Here is a 17,334-nt window from a genome sequence, read left to right as displayed (position 1 = left end):
TCTTTGGTCCTTTTGGAGTGAATAATGAACCTGAAATACATGGCATTGCCATGTATTTTTTATGTGAGAAAAAAACTCTTTTTAGTATTTCCTGGCGCTTTGGGCGCAGCAATCTTTTTCAACATACAGGAAGATGCCGCTGCGACCGTTAATGGTAAAATGCAGCAGGGAGGAGCTCTTGGGCACGCTGATCAGAAAAAGAGTCTGTTAAACTGTTTTTTGAACTAACACTCCATTCGGCAATATGTTCACTCAATAGAGAAATCTCCATAAATAAAAGGTGGCATAGGACTCCCAATTTTCCCATGCTGCTGAATACTTTAAAATTTCCTCTTTGGACGGTTTTTTTGAGGTGCCCAGGATCCCTTTGATTGAATTATGCAGGCCGACATCATCGATTGGAAATGCTGAAGGGAAGCGCAAGCACCGCATTAAAACATAATGGGCTGTCCATGGACCGATTCCGCGAATTCCTGTCAGCATTTTTTCAGCTGCCTTCATATCCCCAGCATTAAGTAAATCAGCTTTCGCAAGCTCGCCGTTTGTCATCTTTCGGGCAACGTCAATGAGGTATTCGCATTTTTTTACAGTCATTTTTAAGTCCGCAAGATCTTCAATGGATAAGCCGGCAATTTTTTCAGGTGTGGGGAAAAGCCAAAATTTTTTTCCGCGATACTCCAAGTAATCTCCATATTTTTCAACAAACCGCCGCTTTAGCGTATAAGCGTAGGCGAGGTTAATTTGCTGGCCGAGGATTCCCCAGGCAAGAGCCTCGAACAAGTCGGGAATCCCGAGAACTCTCAGCCCGAAGAATTGACTTGCAGGCTGATGCAATAATGGATCTTTTCGCGCCATCTCATAGAAAGGGGCCAGATTGGTGCCTAAATCGAACCAATCATGAATGGTTGCCGCTGCCCCCGCCTTTACTTGATGATTGCCAGGTTCATGATTGCCTAAAAAACGAATGGTGAGGAATTTGTCGGACACAGCACTTATTTCGAGCAGCAGCCTTTCATTTTCGATGGATAGGGCCCGGGTAATTTTCTGATCAGAAATCTCATAAAGACATTCATTTGCAGAGCGTGACAGGTAACGCAGGTTCTCTGAAAAGCTAAATTCTTTTGGTGTGAAGATGACCAGGCCATTTTCATCAACTTCCCATTTAATAGAGTGAGAGCTCATTTTTTATCCTCCTTTATGCCGGTTTCTTTTCTCTATTGTAACTCTTCAGTATTACGTTATCTTGCTTTTATATTGAGGAATGATTTTAATGGAAATGTTTTTGTGTATACTTTGTTACAGAGGTGAGAGCAGTGGCTTATGAAAAGACAGCTATTCCTGATGAGTTTTGGAAAGCAATTAGAGATTGCGACAAGGCTTATGATGATACATTTCTTTATGGCGTCAAAACAACAGGCATTTTTTGCAAGCCTTCCTGCAAATCCAGGCTGCCGAATATCGAAAACGTGACTATTTTTAGAAATGCCAATATGGCACTGAAAGAAAATTTCAGGCCGTGCAAGCGGTGTAAACCGGATGGGCTGATTTTGCCTGTGGAGGAATGGATAAAGCAAATGACAGAGTGGATTGACCAGCATTATAGCCAGCCGATTTCATTACATTCATTGGGAGAAATTTTTCATGGAAGCCCGTTTCATTTGCAGAGGCAATTTAAGAAGGTTACTGGTATATCGCCTGCTGAATATATTCAGAAAGTCCGGCTGGAAAGAGCGGTCCAAATGCTGGAGACGACAGAACAGACGATAGCGGAAATTGGATTGTCTGCTGGATTTGCCAGCACACCCTATTTTATTTCGTTATTTAAAAAGAAGCTGGGTACAACACCTGCAGCTTATCGGAAAAACTATTTGAGGAGCGGGGGGATTGATCATGAAACATAATGAAAAAACGATAGAATGGGCCTCTATGCAGGAGGGGAAGTGGAGTCTTTATATGGCAAAAACAGAAAAAGGACTTTGCTATATTGGTTCTCCCAATCAGTCCTATGATGAGTTTGAAGATTCACTGAAAAAATATTTCCCATCATTGAAGCTATCTGAAAATAAAGACTCACTGCTGCCGTATATCAATGAATTGCAAGAGTTCCTGCGAGGAAACAAACAAGCTTTTTCAATGCCACTGGATGTAAAAGGGACTCCATTTCAAGAGGAGGTCTGGGAGGCGTTAACACGAATTCCTTATGGCAAAACGGCCTCCTATTCGGATATTGCTGAGATAATTCAAAGGCCCCTGGCAGTCCGTGCCGCAGGAAAAGCAATTGGTGCCAACCCTGTATTAATTGCGATCCCATGCCATCGTGTTATTGGAAAAAATGGTGCTATGACCGGCTATCGGGGCGGAATCGAAATGAAAACATTTCTGCTTCAATTGGAAAAGCAGAACATGTCTGCAGCTTCAATTTTGGAAGGCTCCTAATTGCTTTGTTGAGGCAAAGTCTTCTGAGTAGTGATTTGAAAGTAACTGTCAATGAAATGCCAATCCGGGCTAGTTAAACTTTAGGGGGCTGGACGGCTTTTAAACAAATGGGTAAGGAAACAATGGTTATGGGTGATTTAGTTCTTACAGAAAACGCAGTTCAGCCTGTCATGAGCAAACTTTTTCATCAAGGAATTCAGGTTTCTGCACTACACAATCATTTTCTAGGTGAGTCACCTCGAATTATGTATTTACACATTAAGGGGCATGGTCATCCAATTAAATTAGCTATAGCGATTAGATCTGCATGGGAACTAACAAAAATACCATAGAACAACAAACTGCATAATGATTCGTATGCCTTTTCCATGTTAAACAGAAGCTTGATAAAATATTTAGACATAAAGGTACAGTAAGTGGCGGTGTTTATCCGTCTTATGATTTACCTTGCTCTAAATTTTTCACTATGCGGACATGTGCAGCACTTCCTCTATTTTGATAAAGAAAGATATGAACGAGTAAACAAGCTAATGCAAAGAATGCCAGTAAAATAAAGCCTGAGCTATAGCTTCCCGTCATTCCTTTTAAGAGCCCCATAACAAGTGGCGGGAAAAAGCCTCCAATCCCTCCCACCGCACTGATAATACCTGTAACGGCGCCTGTATTGTTTGGGGAAACGCTAGGAACAAGTTTAAAAACAGCGCCATTGCCCGCACCTAAAAATAAAGCCATCGAAAGACAACAAATGCTAAAGAATAGATAATCATTGATAAAATAAGCCATTAGGGATGATAAAAGGATAATCCCACCAAACAAAACAGTTAAAACCACTTTTGCTCCAAATTTATCAGCAACATATCCACCAAAAGGTCTGATTAAGGTCGCAACAATAACAAAACCTGCAACCTTCAATCCTGCTGTAACGGTCGATAGCTGGAAAGTATCTTGTAATAATGTCGGTAGATAAAATCCAAAGGCTACAAATCCCCCAAAGGTTAAGAAATAAAATAAGGACAATACCCACGTATCTTTATATTTCGCTACCGATAAAGCGTCTTTTATCGTTTTGGTTTCTTTCGGCTTAGGGAGATCCTTTGTTCCGAAATAAAATATGCAGGCCATGATTCCATTTACTAGGGCTAATCCCCAAAAAGCTCCGTTCATCCCCAAAGTATTTACAATAGAAGGAATGGTTAGCGAGGCAACGGCAGTGCCTAAGTTCCCAATCCCTAATACCCCAAGAGCAACCCCTTGTTTTTCTGCTGGAAACCATTTGGTTACATACGATACGGCGATCGCAAATGTCGTCCCAGACATCCCTATAAAAAAGGCCCAAAACAATAGAAATCCGTAAGTGTTTGAAAAGCTGATGGCTATGGTAGGGATAATCGTGAAAAGTATAGTTAAGGCATATACCTTCCTTGCCCCGTATTTATCGGCGATAACGCCCATTGGAATACGCATTAAAGATCCTAATATAACAGGAGTCACAATGAGAAGACTTTTTTCAGCGTCTGAAAATTGATATTGTTCTTGTATATTAGCAGCTATTGGTGAGAAAACCGACCAGACGGTAAAAGAGGTAATCATAGCTAAAGTAGATAAAACTAGTGCAGATATTTGTCCTTTTCCTTTCAAGAGGCCAACCTCCCTAAAATGATTAACTTATGTACTTTTCGCTCCAACTTAAAATCTAATTGGATGGCTTAGAGTTTGAACTTCTTGATGGTCTGCTATCCATTATAGCTAAGATCTAAAAACGCATCTACAAACGTGTTAGATTATCTAACATGAAAAATAAAAAGTATCACAAGTCCTACTTGATTATTTTGTGATAAACAGCTCGTTCGTAAAAATCTAAGGAAAAGCACGATGTCTATGTAAGGATCATTTATGTGATTCGTAAACATAGAAAAGAGCAGGAATTTGTATATTTCCTGCTCGCCAAATTATATTATTCCTTGTTGTCTTGTTTAGTTTGAACCTTATTTACTTCCGCTTTCTTCATTGCATCGCGCTATTGCTTTTCGGCTTTTTTTGCTTCTTCTTTTCTTTTTGCTGCTTCTGGTTGTTTTTATATATGGGGCAGGCTCGAACTAAAGTATATTCCGCGATCGGGCGCAATTTTGAAGCAAGAATTACACTCTATCCTTATGTTTAGGTTACGATTGTAGAGCAATACTAAAATGCATCTGACATAATAATGCCTGGTCGTAGGTGCGTTAATCAATTAACGTATCTACGACCAGGCACCAAAGATCGTCCCTCTATTCCTTCATACAAGTCAAGGCTGGATTCCAATAGTTTTCATTTCCGGTAAAGGATTCAGCAAGATTGAATCCAGCTGTACAATCATTTTCACCCATAACTAGTAGTCGAAACATCAAGTAGAAAAAGCTCATTCTCAACACCCCTTTTATATGATTACTATCATCATATAGACTAGTGAGTGATATTGCTATTGGTTTGTAAGCTTTTATGACACGGAAAATAAAAAGTATACTTAAGCGTTCCTAATGTAAAAAGCAGATCTACCTGAAAAGGTGAGCTTTTGTTTAAGACATAAACTTATTTTTTGAGGTGATCAAATGCTGATAAAATGGATTATTTGTGATGTTCCAGAGAATATAAGGCAGCTCAAGAAGAATACGGTGTGCCATGGAATTTACTCGCAGCCCATCATCGCGTAGAAACGCGATTTTCAACCATTCAACCATTCATCCTATGATTTCTCCCGTGGGAGCAACCGGCCATTTACAAGTGCGGCCATAAGGTCATATAAGAAATCTCCATTAGCAAGGAGCAGGCTAGACCACAATGGCCTGTCGTCACCCAACTTATCCGTGAGGGAAACCAAATATCGGGGAGTGTAGCATGTTGGGAAAGCCATAAGTTATCGAATTACCACGATACGACTGAATGGCAAGACGAGAAATTGTAAACAAGGATGAAAGCTAAACTGCCTGAACGACAGTCCGAGGGGGTTAATGGCCGACCTATAACGGAAGATAGTTATAAACGTTATACAGCCAAAGGAAACGAAATAATTGTAGGTTCGTTTTCGATTACACTGATTAATTGCACGTCAGTTGTGAAGTGGTCTAAGGCTGACCAATCCCAGTAAGGGAAAAAGGACGAACGTCGCATCCGACATTACAACGCGCTGGTTCTTATATGTGCTAAAATGATCTCAAAATAAATAACTGACTCAAAAGAGTCGTCGTTCAACGACCTTTTGAGTCAGCCTCTTTATTTACATGTTAAATTCTGTATTTAATTGGTATTTATAGCATTTAATTGATTTTGTAGTCTTTCTTAAACTCTGCAGCTTTCTAAAAACTTAGTGTAAAAGTATGGATATAATAGCTAGAACTCCATATTTATGAACGGGAGAAGATTTAAGTGCCATTGGGTCAAACTTAACTCTGTGTTTCCAAGAGGATTTGGATCCCAGTTTATCCTTCCTTGTCATCACCTATAGGTTTAACATATCTTCGAACTGCAACTATTCCCAACAAAAGCAGTGGAAGAAAAAGCCCAAATGTTAAAGCATAAGTTGTCCATATATCTATGATAATGCTAACTAAATAAACGATATTAGGACTAATTACAATGGAAAGCACAATAAGAATCATCCCTAAAGGAAATACTAGCATCCGATACTCTTTTAGGTTCAATATTTGGGCAAGACTTAAAGCAGATACATAAAAACAAATAGTCAGTTTATAATAGATAGCAATAAACCACATGATTGCTACGATGGCTTCTATCCTCTGTAAAAAGTTCCCTATGTTTATTTTTTGGGCCAGATAAAAGCTTGGATATAAATTTCTCGATGTGTAATCTGGACCCTCAACCAGGATAGCCAGAGCCGTCAGTAGGATTAAAATCACTCCCCCCATCCAAGTTCCCATGAAAAGAGCCTTTCCAGCTTCTTTTGGTTTATTCACGTAGGGGAAAATCATCAAGAAAATAACCAGCTCTAGGAAAGGAAAACCGATAAATAGAAGGGTACTACGCAGTATTGGATTTATTCCATCTTCAAGAATCGGCTGTATTTTTTCCACCTCGATTTGAGGAGAAGTCAAGAGGACAAGCAAAAGAAAAAACACGATAAACAATGGAAATAAAATTTCTCCAGAGCGCGCGATCGTTTCAAGCCCATGGCGTGTTCCCATCATGACAATGATGAGAAATATGATATGGATGGATTGGATCGGCGTTTCTGGCATGAATTGGGTTGTAATGAAATCTCCTATATTGCGAAGAACGAGTGCTGCCAGGAGAAATGCAAAAGTAAAAAACAAAAGAGAGACGGCTTTTCCTATCCATTTTCCAAGTATTTTCTCGCTATATTCAACCAAAGTCATATCGGAATATAAATTTCCGAGTGATTGATATAACCATGCTAATAATCCCCCTACTACCACTCCAAGTATTGCAGCTAACCAAGCATCCTGTTTGGCTTCGGAAGATAGCATGGAGGGGGCCAATAAGAGAGAGCTTCCTGTCGTAAACATAATGACCAATACTGTAAATTGCCTGCCATTAATTTTTCCTTTTTCCAGCATTCTCTTTCCCTCTTTCCATTCTACTTGAATAAACCAAATAGAAAATCACTAAATGGCTTATAAACAACATTGATCCAATCCAAAGGATTTGGGATATTTATCTGCAATCCCTGGGCGATATTTAACCCAGTCCCAAAAAGGAGCAGAATCCCCAATACCCATATTTCCCGTTTTAATCCTTTTTTCAACAGGGAAGGAACTTCAATAAGCGCAATCACCATAACGACTAAAAGAATTCCTAAAATTACAATCATATAGATTTACTCCTTTCCTTCTTTTAGGAAGGACTGGCCTACTGAACCTATGTGTCTTATTTTGACACTACATTCACATGTACGGGAAATTCCACAAATTTAAAAATTGGTAAAGACGAAAGTGCGGTTATCAGGCACGATGCAATCCTAGCCTTATGGGAATGTTATAGGCTCCTCTATAGGAGGAGCATTAGATCATAGTAAGTTAATCCATATTACTGCTGCTAAAAAGTATACGAATAGAAGCGAGGATGATTAAAAGCAATGGGATGGCAAATTCAAACAGGGGAAAGACAGACCTAAGAACCATTTTCCACTGTTCTGCATGCTCAATCGACCATGGAAGTATAAATAATCATCCCCCCTATAGGTAACACAAGCATGCGGTGATTTTTAACTTTGAATAAGTCGGCTGCACTTATCACTGCTGCATAAGCAAATACAGTTACCTAAAAAAGTCGCCAATAATTAAAACAGCCATCGTCAAAGCGTCCTGCTTTTGTATAAATCCGCCTATATTTACTTTTTCGACCATATCCAACAAAGGAAACACAGTGTTTGATAATCCATTTACACCAAGAACAGAGATTTCAAGCACAATGTTCATAGTTAAAATTAAACCGCTTAAAATAGTAGCAGCCATTCCTAATTTCATCCCATCAACCGGTTTAGTTAAGTATGGAAGAATCACAGTAAAACAAATTAATTCACCGTAAGGGAAAAAAACGCGATCAGGAAATGCAGTTGTGAAAACGGGGCCCCACCCATTTTCTAATACAGGCATCAAGTTCTCAAACTGAAAAATATTTGAACTAATCGATAAAAAAATGCAAAACCCCTATCGTTAAGACTACAACAATAAAGTCCCCCTATTCTTGCTATCACTTCTATTCCATGATGCAAAGCATAATAAACGAGCATTATCATTATCGCGCTCATTACATCCATGGGGGTTTCACTAAATTCGAGCAAAAAAAGTTCACTAGATTCCCTTAAATCTCTTGATGCCCCATAGATAAAAAATAAAAAGTATGACAAAGCTATTATCCAGCCTATATATTTTCTAAAAAAATTTTGGGTGTAACTTGTCAATAGCAAATTCGGAAAATGGTGATATAAGTAATAATATTGGAGCAATAAAACGATACCGCCTGTTAATCCTAATAATTCCGCCAACCAAGCGTCCTGCTTCGCCTCTACTCCCAAAGGGACAATAAGGGGGTTTCCAGCTCAAATAAAACAATTAATGAAAATAACTGCCAAGGGTTAATTTTTGATTTTTCCATTTTTGAGCCTCCCAAAAAAACCAACTAGGTATATTATGTAACAAAAATAAATTCCTTATTAATGCTTCAGTTAGTTCATGTCAGAATTATTAAAAAAATCCCAGAGCCCTAAATCCTTCAGAATGATATTTTTATTTTATCGGAATTTTGTGTCGCTTATATTTAGTCTGGTAATTTCATATTCCATTTTGTTTAAAACGGGATGGTCTAGAAAAATTTCTGCATGCAGTTAATACCTTATGTTTAAGACCAGCTGCCAAACAGGCGGCTGTTTTCTTTTTGAACTAAAGGGAGGTAGTGGAATAAGAATATAGTCTTCTTGTCAGGGGAAAATACCTTCAAAAACATTTTGTAGGTGATTTAATGAAAAGGTTACTTGCCATCCTTATCTTTGCTGTTTTAATGAATACAACAACTACCACTTATGCTAATTTAATTTATTAGAGGATGCAGTAATTGACCTTTTAACGCAACCAATGTTTGCGGCAGTAGATGATTATTACGGAACAGCCTTTAATATAGGTTCATTTTGTGAAAGGGTTATAAAAGTTAAAAAACTTCGTCACTCTGGTTCTCGGTATTTCGAAGTTATGATTGAATTCGTTACATTTACAGGTGCCCATAATTTTTTGGACATTTTCCAGTAACCTTAAAAAAAGATTGGGGAACAGAAGGTAAATGGGTAATGCAAGAATATCACGTAAGAAAATTTGACCCGAATGAAAAATAGGAATGTCGAAGTCCAGCCTAGTCGTTTCTAACATAAAGGTGCTTATGCTCAAGTTCAGCTGCTAAATTAGGCGCCTTTTTCTTATTTTGCTAAAGGGGTAGCTTAGTATAAGAGAATGTAGATATAAATACTTCAAAAGTCGCAGGTTAGTTCAAACTATGCTCCATCGTAGACTCCTTTACTAAATTGTATGCTATACATTATAAAAGGAGGGGAAATAGATGATTAGAGGATTATATGAAGCGCATTTACCAGTAAGTAATTTAAAAAAGTCGATTGAATTCTACAAAGGCTTAGGCTTAAAGTTAGCAATTAGGTATGAAAAGACAGCGTTTTTTTGGATAGTAGAGAATGATAGCTGGATTGGTTTATGGGAAAGTGACCAGGGTGTTAATACAAAATACCACCCATCCTTAAGACATATAGCGTTTAAGGTAGATTTTGAGGATTTAAAAAATGCAAAGCAATGGTTAAAGCAAAGGGGCATTGATATACGTGAAGAGTTCGGTTTTAAACCTGCTGAACCAATTGTAATGCCAGATCAAGCCCATGCTATGGTGTATTTTCATGATCCGGATGGAAATTCATTAGAATTTATCTGTAAACTCCCTTCAGAACCTGAGAACATACCAGATATGTACTTAAGTGAGTGGGAAAAACTCAAAGGCATTAATTGAACTAATTTAAGAGCTCCTTAAAATGGATGTTATATAATGCATTAAAAGTAAAGGGTATTTATGTTCAATATCAGCTACCAAACAGGGGAACTATTATGTTCAACAAACGGGGCAAGTTTGTGTAATAAGAAATGTTAAAAGAAGTGCAATTTGCACTTCTTTTCTTTAGTACTCTATTTTATGAAAAGATCTAAAGGTTCTTATGAATCTGAGATAAGTAAGGCAGTAACTCATTGGGAAAAGCTTTTCTTGGGCGTGGGTCTGTATCAGTTAAGACAGATCTATTAAGGGAAATGATAATTGTAAATCTAAAAGGTATTTTAACACCAGCTGCATATACCGTTTGTAAAACAAAAGAGGGAATGTTAACTATAAAGAAAACTCGTTCGGAATTGGTTGAATCAGGTAAAGAAGGTCTTAAGGATATTATATTAACGATAACTGGAGAAAAAGTGAAAAATTTTTATACTGATATAAGCACTCGTACAGGTGAACGAATGATGGTATTTAAATTATTTATAGCGAAATATCAATAAAAGAAAAAACGAGGGCATTGCCTCGTTTTTTCTTTATCAAAATGTAGTATATATAGGCGTCAGAACCATTATCGATTAATCCATATTCTGAATTAGAAGTTTCATTCTCCGAGAGTCCAAATAAACTCTCAATATCCAGATGGAACTAGGACTTGACAGTATCATGGAAACTGATTAGAATTTGAAAATGATTATCATTTGCAACTGAAGGGGAGATAGTATGATTAATGGAGGAAATAGGCAAAGACAGTTATTTTTAATTGCATTTATTCTAGTATTATCAACACTTTTATTTGGCTGCACAAATGCTAGCGATGCTTCTATGCCCAAAGGCGAAGATGACAACATATTAGTGATAGCCTGGCCTAGAGATGTAGGTGAAATGAATCCGCATGTTTATAATCCATCACAATTATTTGCTCAGTCGATGATGTATGAACCGTTAGTAAGCTACCAAGATGGAGGCGAGTTAAAACCGCATCTGGCTGAGTCATGGGAAATATCTGATGACGGAAAAGTATATACGTTTCATCTGCGTCAAGATGTGAAATTTTCAGACGGAACAAATTTTAATGCAGAAATTGTAAAAAAGAACTTTGATGCTATTTTAAATAATGTTGAATTACATAGTTGGTTAGGCTTTATTACGAAAATAGATCGCACGGAAGTAATTGACGAAAATACTTTTAAACTGACTTTAACTGAACCATATTATCCAACTATTCAGGAATTAGCTGTTGTTCGGCCAGTACGTTTTTTAGGTGAAGCTGGATTCCCTGAAGATGGTGATACCGCAAAAGGTGTCGTTGAACCAATCGGTACAGGTCCGTGGATTTTAGAAGAGCATAAAGCTGATGAATATACTATTTACAAACGCAATGAAAATTATTGGGGTGAGCTCCCAAAAGTAGAAAAAATCAAGGTGAAAATTATACCTGATGCGGAAACGAGGGTGCTTGCTTTTGAAAAAGGTGACATAGACCTTATTTATGGAGAGGGTGTCATCAGTATAGATGCTTTTAAACAACTAGAATCCACTGATAATTATAAAACTAGCATTTCTGAACCAGTCGCAACAAGGCAGCTTGTTATAAATACGAAGAAAGCCCAGCTTTCCGATGAACGCGTACGACAAGCGCTGCATTATGGTTTTAATAAAGAAGCAATGGTTAATGGAATCACTTCTGGATATGAAGAAAAAGCAGATCATATTTTACCAGCAAACCTCCCTTACACGAAAGACATTGATGTTAAGTCAATTGGATATGATGCAGAAAAAGCGAAAACGTTATTAGATGAAGCAGGCTGGACGCTTCCTAAAGGGAAAACTGTTCGTGAAAAAGATGGACAGTTACTTGAAATCGAGATGATGTATAATTCAGCAGAATCAATTCAGAAAGTAATGGCAGAAACACTTCAATCTGAGTGGGCAGCCATTGGTGTTAAATTAAACATTGTTGGGGTTGAATTAACAGAGCAAGTTCAGCGATTCAAAGATAATAAATTTGATATCAATTTCTTTAGTAACTATGGAGCGCCTTATGATCCCCATACGTTCTTAAACATTGTTGCTTCAGAAGGGTTTGGATTTAATGAGGCAATTTCAGCATACCCGAACAAAGATGAATTACTCAAACAAATGGCAGAGGTCCCCCAAACAAGAGATGAGGAACAACGTCAACAGCTTTACTCGTCTATTTTAAAATCAATCCAAGACCAAGGAGCGATTATTCCTATTTCTTATCTTAAGAAAACAGCAATTTATCAAAAGGATATTACGAAGTTTACTTTCCCTGCTAATCGTGACGAACATCCATTCACAGGAATTAGCATCGAGCATAAGTAGCAGGAGGTTTTCATGGGCACCTATATAATGAAACGAATTATGTCCATAATTCCGGTTTTTCTTTTGGCCACATTCTTAACGTCTGGAATGATTCATCTTTCACCGGTGGACCCAGCTGAGGCTTATTTAACAGCAGCCCATATCCAGCCGACCGATGAGATTTTGGCTCAGAAAAGACATGAGTTTGGTTTAGACGAACCATTCCTTATTCAATATGTAAATTCTATTATTAAGATATGCCAACTTGATTTTGGCATATCTTATGTTTCGAATAAGCCAATTTGGGACGAGGTTACATACCGAATGCCAGCTACCATTCAGCTAGCTCTTGGGAGTATATTAATAGCAGTGTTCGTAAGTATCCCTCTAGGCTTTCTTGCTGGAGTAAAGAAAAATAGTTTAATTGACCATTTTAGCCGTTTTCTTTCGTTTTTAGGGGCATCCATCCCCTCTTTTTGGCTAGGTTACATATTCATTTTTTTCTTTTCTGTTAAACTTGACCTTTTCCCAGTTGAGGGAATTGGGACATGGCAGCATCTTGTTTTGCCTTCCATAACATTGGCTCTTCCCTTAATCGCAATGTATACAAGATTGCTGCGTGCCAGCGTTCTTGAAAATTTGACAGAGCCATATGTATTATTTGCACGAACGCGAGGAATTAAAGAAAAGACCATTATGGCGAAACATGTTTTGAGGATTGCGATTTCTCCGATGATTACTGGACTTGGAATGAACCTTGGGAAACTTCTGACGGGAACGATTATTGTTGAAGCGGTTTTTTCTTGGCCCGGGTTTGGCCGGTATTTTATTGAAGCTATTTTTAATCGTGATTTACCTGTCATTCAATGCTATGTATTAATTGCAGCTAGCTTATTTATTATTAGCAGCCTTTTTGTTGATCTTATTCAAATGTGTATTGACCCGCGCATTTCAAGGAAAGAAGGGCAGCAGTGATGATCATAAGTATACGAAAGATATTCAGTAGCCAAATAGTGATTCCCATATGTACCATGATATTAGGTATTCTTTTTATCCTTGCTATATTTGCTCCCTGGATTGCTCCAAATGATCCCATTGCTGTTAATTTAGCTTATAAACTGCATTCCCCATCATGGCAATTTCCATTAGGAACCGATCATTTAGGCAGATGTATTTTATCACGCATCTTATATGGGACACGTATTTCGTTAGGCTTTGCGATGCTTATTTTCATTTCATCATTAGCCATTGGTTTACTTGTTGGAACCTTTTCAGGATATAAAGGCGGCCTAGTTGATCATATTTTAATGAGGTTTTGTGATGGTATTATGGCTTTCCCAAATCTTATCCTTATTCTTGGACTGGTTGGAATATTCGGACCTGGACTTCCGCAAGTTATCTTAGCGTTAATGCTTGTGCAATGGGTCTATTACGCAAGGATGTTCCGGGGAATGGTGCTTAGTCTGAAAGAACAAGACTTTATTGCAGCTGCAAAAATAAGCGGCTCATCTCAGTGGAAGATTATTAAAAATCATATTGTTCCAAATGTGCTCCCTCCACTTGTCGTAATGGGTACTTTAGAAATGGGCTGGGCCATTATGGATATATCAGCTATGTCGTTTTTGGGGTTAGGCGTACAGCCGCCTACACCAGAATGGGGAGCGATGATTCACGAAGGAAAATCGTATATTCGGACAAATCCAGAATTGATGCTCTATCCAGGTTTAATGATTATGCTCGTTATTATAACATTCAATTTACTTGGCGAAGCGTTATCAGAACGTTACGGTGTGAAGCGTCGATTTTAAAAGAGGATGAGAGTAATGGGAATTGAACAGTCGAATGTGTTAGAAGTTAGAAATTTACATGTAGAGGTAAACTCGATAAATGGTAGTACCACCCTCGTTCAAGATATCAATTTTGAACTAAAGCGGGGGAGAGTACTTGGTCTTGTTGGAGAAAGCGGATGCGGTAAAACCGTCACAAGTATGTCCATTCTTCAACTGCTTGATCGGAAAACATCAAATGTTGAAGGAAGTATAGTATTACAAGGACGCAAATTGAACGGATTGGACGAAAAAGAAATGCGCAAGGTCCGTGGCAAGGATATAGCCTTTATTATGCAAAACCCGATGAATGCTTTTACGCCCGTTTTTACTATTGGCCATCAATTTATTGAAACCATCCGTTCACATACGCAATGGAATAAAAAACAAGCAGCTGAACTTGCCATCGAGGCGTTGCATCATGTGAACTTGCCAAATCCCGCTAGGATTTTGAAAAACTATCCTTTTCAATTGAGCGGCGGCATGCTTCAACGGGTGATGATCGCTATTGCGGCATGCTTGCATCCAGCTGTCATTATTGCCGATGAACCGACAACTGCACTTGACGTAAATAATCAGAAGAGAGTGCTGCACCACTTAGATAAAGTTCGCTCTGAATATGGGTCAGCTATTTTATTAATCTCCCATGATCTTGGAGTCATTTCTGAAATGGCAGATGACGTAGCCGTCATGCAGAATGGCAGAATAGTAGAAAAAGCGGATGTGTTTCAGTTATTTGATAAGCCACAGCATGAGTATACGAAGAAACTATTAAATGCACGCTCAATATTACATTTAGATGAAACGATCATCCATTTGGCTTGATAAGGGGTGAACAAATGAGTTTATTATTAGTAAATGAAGTAACTCATAGCTACGGATCCCGAAAGGTTTTCAATTGGAAAGACCGTTCTAAAAAAGTACTTTCTGATATATCACTCTCTATCGAGGAAGGAACATGCTTAGGAATGCTGGGTACGAGCGGAGCTGGTAAAAGTACTTTAGGAAAAGTAATTCTTGGTTTGGAACGGCCAAAATATGGCCAAGTTCTGTTTCAAGGGCATGATATTTATACCGCTGATAAGCATGCTCGCCAAAAAATCCGCCGTGATCTTCAAGCTGTCTTTCAGGATTCATACTCATCGGTCAATCCCCGCATGACGGCCGAACGTATTATTGCAGAGCCGTTAGAAAACTATGAAAAGCTAACAGCAGCTGAACAAAAACGAACCGTTGTTGAATTATTGGAGAGGGTAGGGTTAAGTGAAGGGGATTTAAAAAAATATCCGCATCAATTTAGCGGCGGGCAATTGCAGAGGATCAATATTGCCAGAGCAATCTCACTCAAGCCAAAGCTGATCGTCTTAGACGAATCTGTAAGCAGTCTGGATATGGTAAATCAAAATCTTATTTTAGAATTATTAAGGGAGCTAAAAGAAGAGCTCGGGTTGTCTTATCTTTTTATTACACATGATATTAAAGCTGCCTATACGATTAGTGATACATTAGCTGTTCTAGAAAAAGGAGAATTAGTCGAGCTATACGATTCAAAAAATCAGTTTTTTGCTTCAGATCATCCTGTTGTTAAAGAAATGAGAGGCTCCATACTTGCCGAGCACCCGCGCTTTCGTTCTATTAGAACAAATGATTAGCAATACTTAAGATAATCGTATTTATTTTTATTCCAAGTCCCGATCTCTTCCTATAATCGGGGCTTTGGTTTTAGAAGGAGGAAAGTTGGATGAATCATCGTGCATATCTTGCTTTGGCGATCCCTCTAACGATTTCCACGATGACACAGCCATTATTAGGGGCTGTAGATACAGCCGTAGCCGGGCAATTGCCTAATCCTGCTTATATTGGAGGTGTTGCCGTTGGGACCCTTATTTTTAACACTTTGTACTGGGTATTCGGTTTTTTAAGGGTCAGCACATCTGCTTTTGCCGCACAAGCTAACGGGGCAAGCGATTCAACTCAAGAAGTACTTGCTTTATCACGCCCATTTTTATTAGCTTTAATTGTAGGGATGTGTTTTATTCTCTTACAATGGCCGATTGAATATACAACTCTCATATTGATTTCACCTGATTCTGATGTAAGTAAGTTTGCAGTTGAATATTTTCGCATTCGAATATGGGGAGCCCCATTTGTATTGATGAATTATGTTATTCTTGGCTGGTTAATGGGGATGGCTAAGATTAAAGAATCTTTATATTTACAAGTGTTAATGAATGTTTTGAATATGACTTTGGCTATTCTTTTTGTCCATGTCTTTTCTTTTGCCGTAAAAGGGGTCGCTGCGGCCACTTTAATTGCTGAAATTACAGCCTTCATATTAGGGTTGCTCATCGTTTTGAAGGCATCACCGTTAGAGTGGAGAATACCATCTATCCAAGTACTTATAGATACACAATCTATGAAAAAAATGTTTAACGTTAACAAGGATTTGTTTATTCGAACGATTTGTTTATTGGTGGTTATTAATATGTTTACAGCAAAAGGTGCTTCGTATGGTACTGAAATTCTAGCTGCCAACGCTGTATTATTTCAAATTCATTACATAATGGCTTATTTATTTGATGGATTCGCTAATGCCTCTAGTATTCTTGCTGGCAAAGCGATAGGATCCAATGACCATAAATTATTTAAAAAAACGCTTACTTTATCTAGGCAATGGTCGGTGATAACGGCTTTTGTTACAGCCTGTGTATATGGATTATTTCAAGAAATTATTATCGGGATGTTTACAAATTTATCTAGTGTTATCGAACATGCAGCTAAATATGGAGCATGGCTCATCATCTATCCGTTTGCTGCTTGTTTTGGCCTTGTTATTTATGGTGTCTTTACAGGAGCGACCGAAATTGCCCCCGTTCGAAACTCTATGATTTACGCAATGATTATCTATATCATTATACAAATTACAATAACCCCAATCTGGCATAATCATGGCCTATGGCTTGCCTTTATTATCTATACTATTGGCCGATCTGGCTTCTTGGTCATGTATATTCCTAAATTAAATAAGAAAATATGGCACCTAGAGGATGGGGTCTGAAAGTTACAATTTAGTATAGTAGATTTAACAAAAATTATACCAAACAAGGTCAAACATATAAGTCCTATCCAAATGGGTGCTATAGCCCAGGAAAAAAAACAGACAAAACTAAGACCATTTTCATGATTTCTTTAA

Annotated in this window: 17 protein-coding genes and 3 pseudogenes; 13 read left to right on the top strand and 7 right to left on the bottom strand. The window is 38.1% G+C overall.

Features of this window, described 5'->3' with window-relative positions; translation table 11 throughout:
* Nucleotides 1-24: 24 nt before the first annotated feature.
* A complete protein-coding gene (locus L634_RS0101405; protein WP_026580896.1) occupies nt 25-228 on the top strand; it encodes a hypothetical protein in 204 nt (67 codons plus the stop codon).
* A gap of 24 nt (nt 229-252) precedes the next feature.
* On the opposite strand, the gene L634_RS0101400 is transcribed toward L634_RS0101405, so the two are convergent.
* Nucleotides 253-1,182 (bottom strand): DNA-3-methyladenine glycosylase 2, encoded by a 930-nt coding sequence (locus tag L634_RS0101400; protein ID WP_034261694.1) that lies wholly within the window; start codon nt 1,180-1,182, stop codon nt 253-255.
* Between the two features lie 131 nt (nt 1,183-1,313).
* On the opposite strand from L634_RS0101400, the gene L634_RS0101395 reads away from it, so the two are divergent.
* From L634_RS0101395 to L634_RS32135, 3 genes and pseudogenes are all read left to right on the top strand, one after another.
* Entirely contained in the window at nt 1,314-1,901 is a 588-nt protein-coding gene (locus L634_RS0101395) for a bifunctional transcriptional activator/DNA repair enzyme AdaA (RefSeq protein ID WP_026580894.1), read from the top strand.
* Nucleotides 1,891-2,436 carry a methylated-DNA--[protein]-cysteine S-methyltransferase gene (locus L634_RS0101390; protein WP_034261691.1) on the top strand — a complete coding sequence of 182 codons (546 nt, stop codon included), beginning with the start codon at nt 1,891-1,893 and terminating at the stop codon, nt 2,434-2,436. The genes L634_RS0101395 and L634_RS0101390 overlap by 11 nt, the downstream gene beginning before the upstream one ends.
* 92 nt (nt 2,437-2,528) lie before the next feature.
* Nucleotides 2,529-2,768, top strand: a pseudogene (locus L634_RS32135) (DUF1259 domain-containing protein); the annotation flags it as partial.
* A 103-nt stretch (nt 2,769-2,871) separates the two neighbouring features.
* Here L634_RS32135 and L634_RS0101380 read toward each other — a convergent pair.
* The 6 genes from L634_RS0101380 to L634_RS34575 form a co-directional block, all read right to left on the bottom strand.
* Nucleotides 2,872-4,074, bottom strand: coding sequence for an MFS transporter (locus tag L634_RS0101380; RefSeq protein ID WP_026580891.1), 1,203 nt, complete (start codon nt 4,072-4,074; stop codon nt 2,872-2,874).
* Nucleotides 4,075-4,703: 629 nt separating this feature from the next.
* Nucleotides 4,704-4,838 carry a hypothetical protein gene (locus L634_RS34585; protein ID WP_269521405.1) on the bottom strand — a complete coding sequence of 45 codons (135 nt, stop codon included), beginning with the start codon at nt 4,836-4,838 and terminating at the stop codon, nt 4,704-4,706.
* A gap of 1,053 nt (nt 4,839-5,891) precedes the next feature.
* Entirely contained in the window at nt 5,892-7,007 is a 1,116-nt protein-coding gene (locus tag L634_RS0101365; RefSeq protein ID WP_026580890.1) for a GerAB/ArcD/ProY family transporter, read from the bottom strand.
* A 20-nt stretch (nt 7,008-7,027) separates the two neighbouring features.
* Nucleotides 7,028-7,261 carry a hypothetical protein gene (locus tag L634_RS0101360; protein ID WP_026580889.1) on the bottom strand — a complete coding sequence of 78 codons (234 nt, stop codon included), beginning with the start codon at nt 7,259-7,261 and terminating at the stop codon, nt 7,028-7,030.
* 445 nt (nt 7,262-7,706) lie between these two features.
* The gene (locus tag L634_RS34580) at nt 7,707-8,045 is read right to left on the bottom strand and encodes a GerAB/ArcD/ProY family transporter (protein WP_026580888.1); all 339 of its coding nucleotides are present in this window, start codon (nt 8,043-8,045) and stop codon (nt 7,707-7,709) included.
* Nucleotides 8,045-8,437, bottom strand: coding sequence for a GerAB/ArcD/ProY family transporter (locus L634_RS34575; protein ID WP_026580887.1), 393 nt, complete (start codon nt 8,435-8,437; stop codon nt 8,045-8,047). The genes L634_RS34580 and L634_RS34575 overlap by 1 nt, the downstream gene beginning before the upstream one ends.
* 562 nt (nt 8,438-8,999) lie before the next feature.
* On the opposite strand from L634_RS34575, the pseudogene L634_RS34835 reads away from it, so the two are divergent.
* From L634_RS34835 to L634_RS0101300, 9 genes and pseudogenes are all read left to right on the top strand, one after another.
* Nucleotides 9,000-9,194, top strand: a pseudogene (locus L634_RS34835) (DUF3888 domain-containing protein); the annotation flags it as partial.
* A 304-nt stretch (nt 9,195-9,498) separates the two neighbouring features.
* Complete coding sequence (locus L634_RS0101335; RefSeq protein WP_026580886.1) at nt 9,499-9,954, top strand: VOC family protein; 456 nt, start codon at nt 9,499-9,501, stop codon at nt 9,952-9,954.
* A 180-nt stretch (nt 9,955-10,134) separates the two neighbouring features.
* Nucleotides 10,135-10,490 (top strand): annotated as a pseudogene (locus tag L634_RS30365) (DUF2294 domain-containing protein).
* Between the two features lie 220 nt (nt 10,491-10,710).
* Nucleotides 10,711-12,336: a nickel ABC transporter substrate-binding protein gene (gene nikA, locus L634_RS0101325; protein ID WP_026580885.1), complete on the top strand. Its 1,626-nt coding sequence runs from the start codon at nt 10,711-10,713 to the stop codon at nt 12,334-12,336.
* Between the two features lie 12 nt (nt 12,337-12,348).
* Entirely contained in the window at nt 12,349-13,290 is a 942-nt protein-coding gene (gene nikB, locus L634_RS0101320; RefSeq protein ID WP_026580884.1) for a nickel ABC transporter permease subunit NikB, read from the top strand.
* Nucleotides 13,290-14,123: a nickel ABC transporter permease subunit NikC gene (gene nikC, locus L634_RS0101315; RefSeq protein ID WP_026580883.1), complete on the top strand. Its 834-nt coding sequence runs from the start codon at nt 13,290-13,292 to the stop codon at nt 14,121-14,123. Before nikB ends, nikC begins: the two co-directional genes overlap by 1 nt.
* Before the next feature lie 15 nt (nt 14,124-14,138).
* Nucleotides 14,139-14,966, top strand: a complete 828-nt coding sequence (gene nikD / locus L634_RS0101310; RefSeq protein ID WP_026580882.1) for a nickel import ATP-binding protein NikD — start codon at nt 14,139-14,141, stop codon at nt 14,964-14,966.
* A 14-nt stretch (nt 14,967-14,980) separates the two neighbouring features.
* Nucleotides 14,981-15,793 (top strand): nickel import ATP-binding protein NikE, encoded by an 813-nt coding sequence (gene nikE, locus L634_RS0101305; RefSeq protein WP_026580881.1) that lies wholly within the window; start codon nt 14,981-14,983, stop codon nt 15,791-15,793.
* 89 nt (nt 15,794-15,882) lie between these two features.
* The gene (locus L634_RS0101300; protein ID WP_026580880.1) at nt 15,883-17,199 is read left to right on the top strand and encodes an MATE family efflux transporter; all 1,317 of its coding nucleotides are present in this window, start codon (nt 15,883-15,885) and stop codon (nt 17,197-17,199) included.
* Nucleotides 17,200-17,334 lie beyond the last annotated feature (135 nt).

Source organism: Bacillus sp. J33, assembly GCF_000518885.1.
Classification (GTDB): Bacteria; Bacillota; Bacilli; order Bacillales; family Cytobacillaceae; genus Cytobacillus.
Note: the sequence above shows the minus strand (reverse complement) of the source record. Positions and strands in the feature narration are given on the sequence as shown.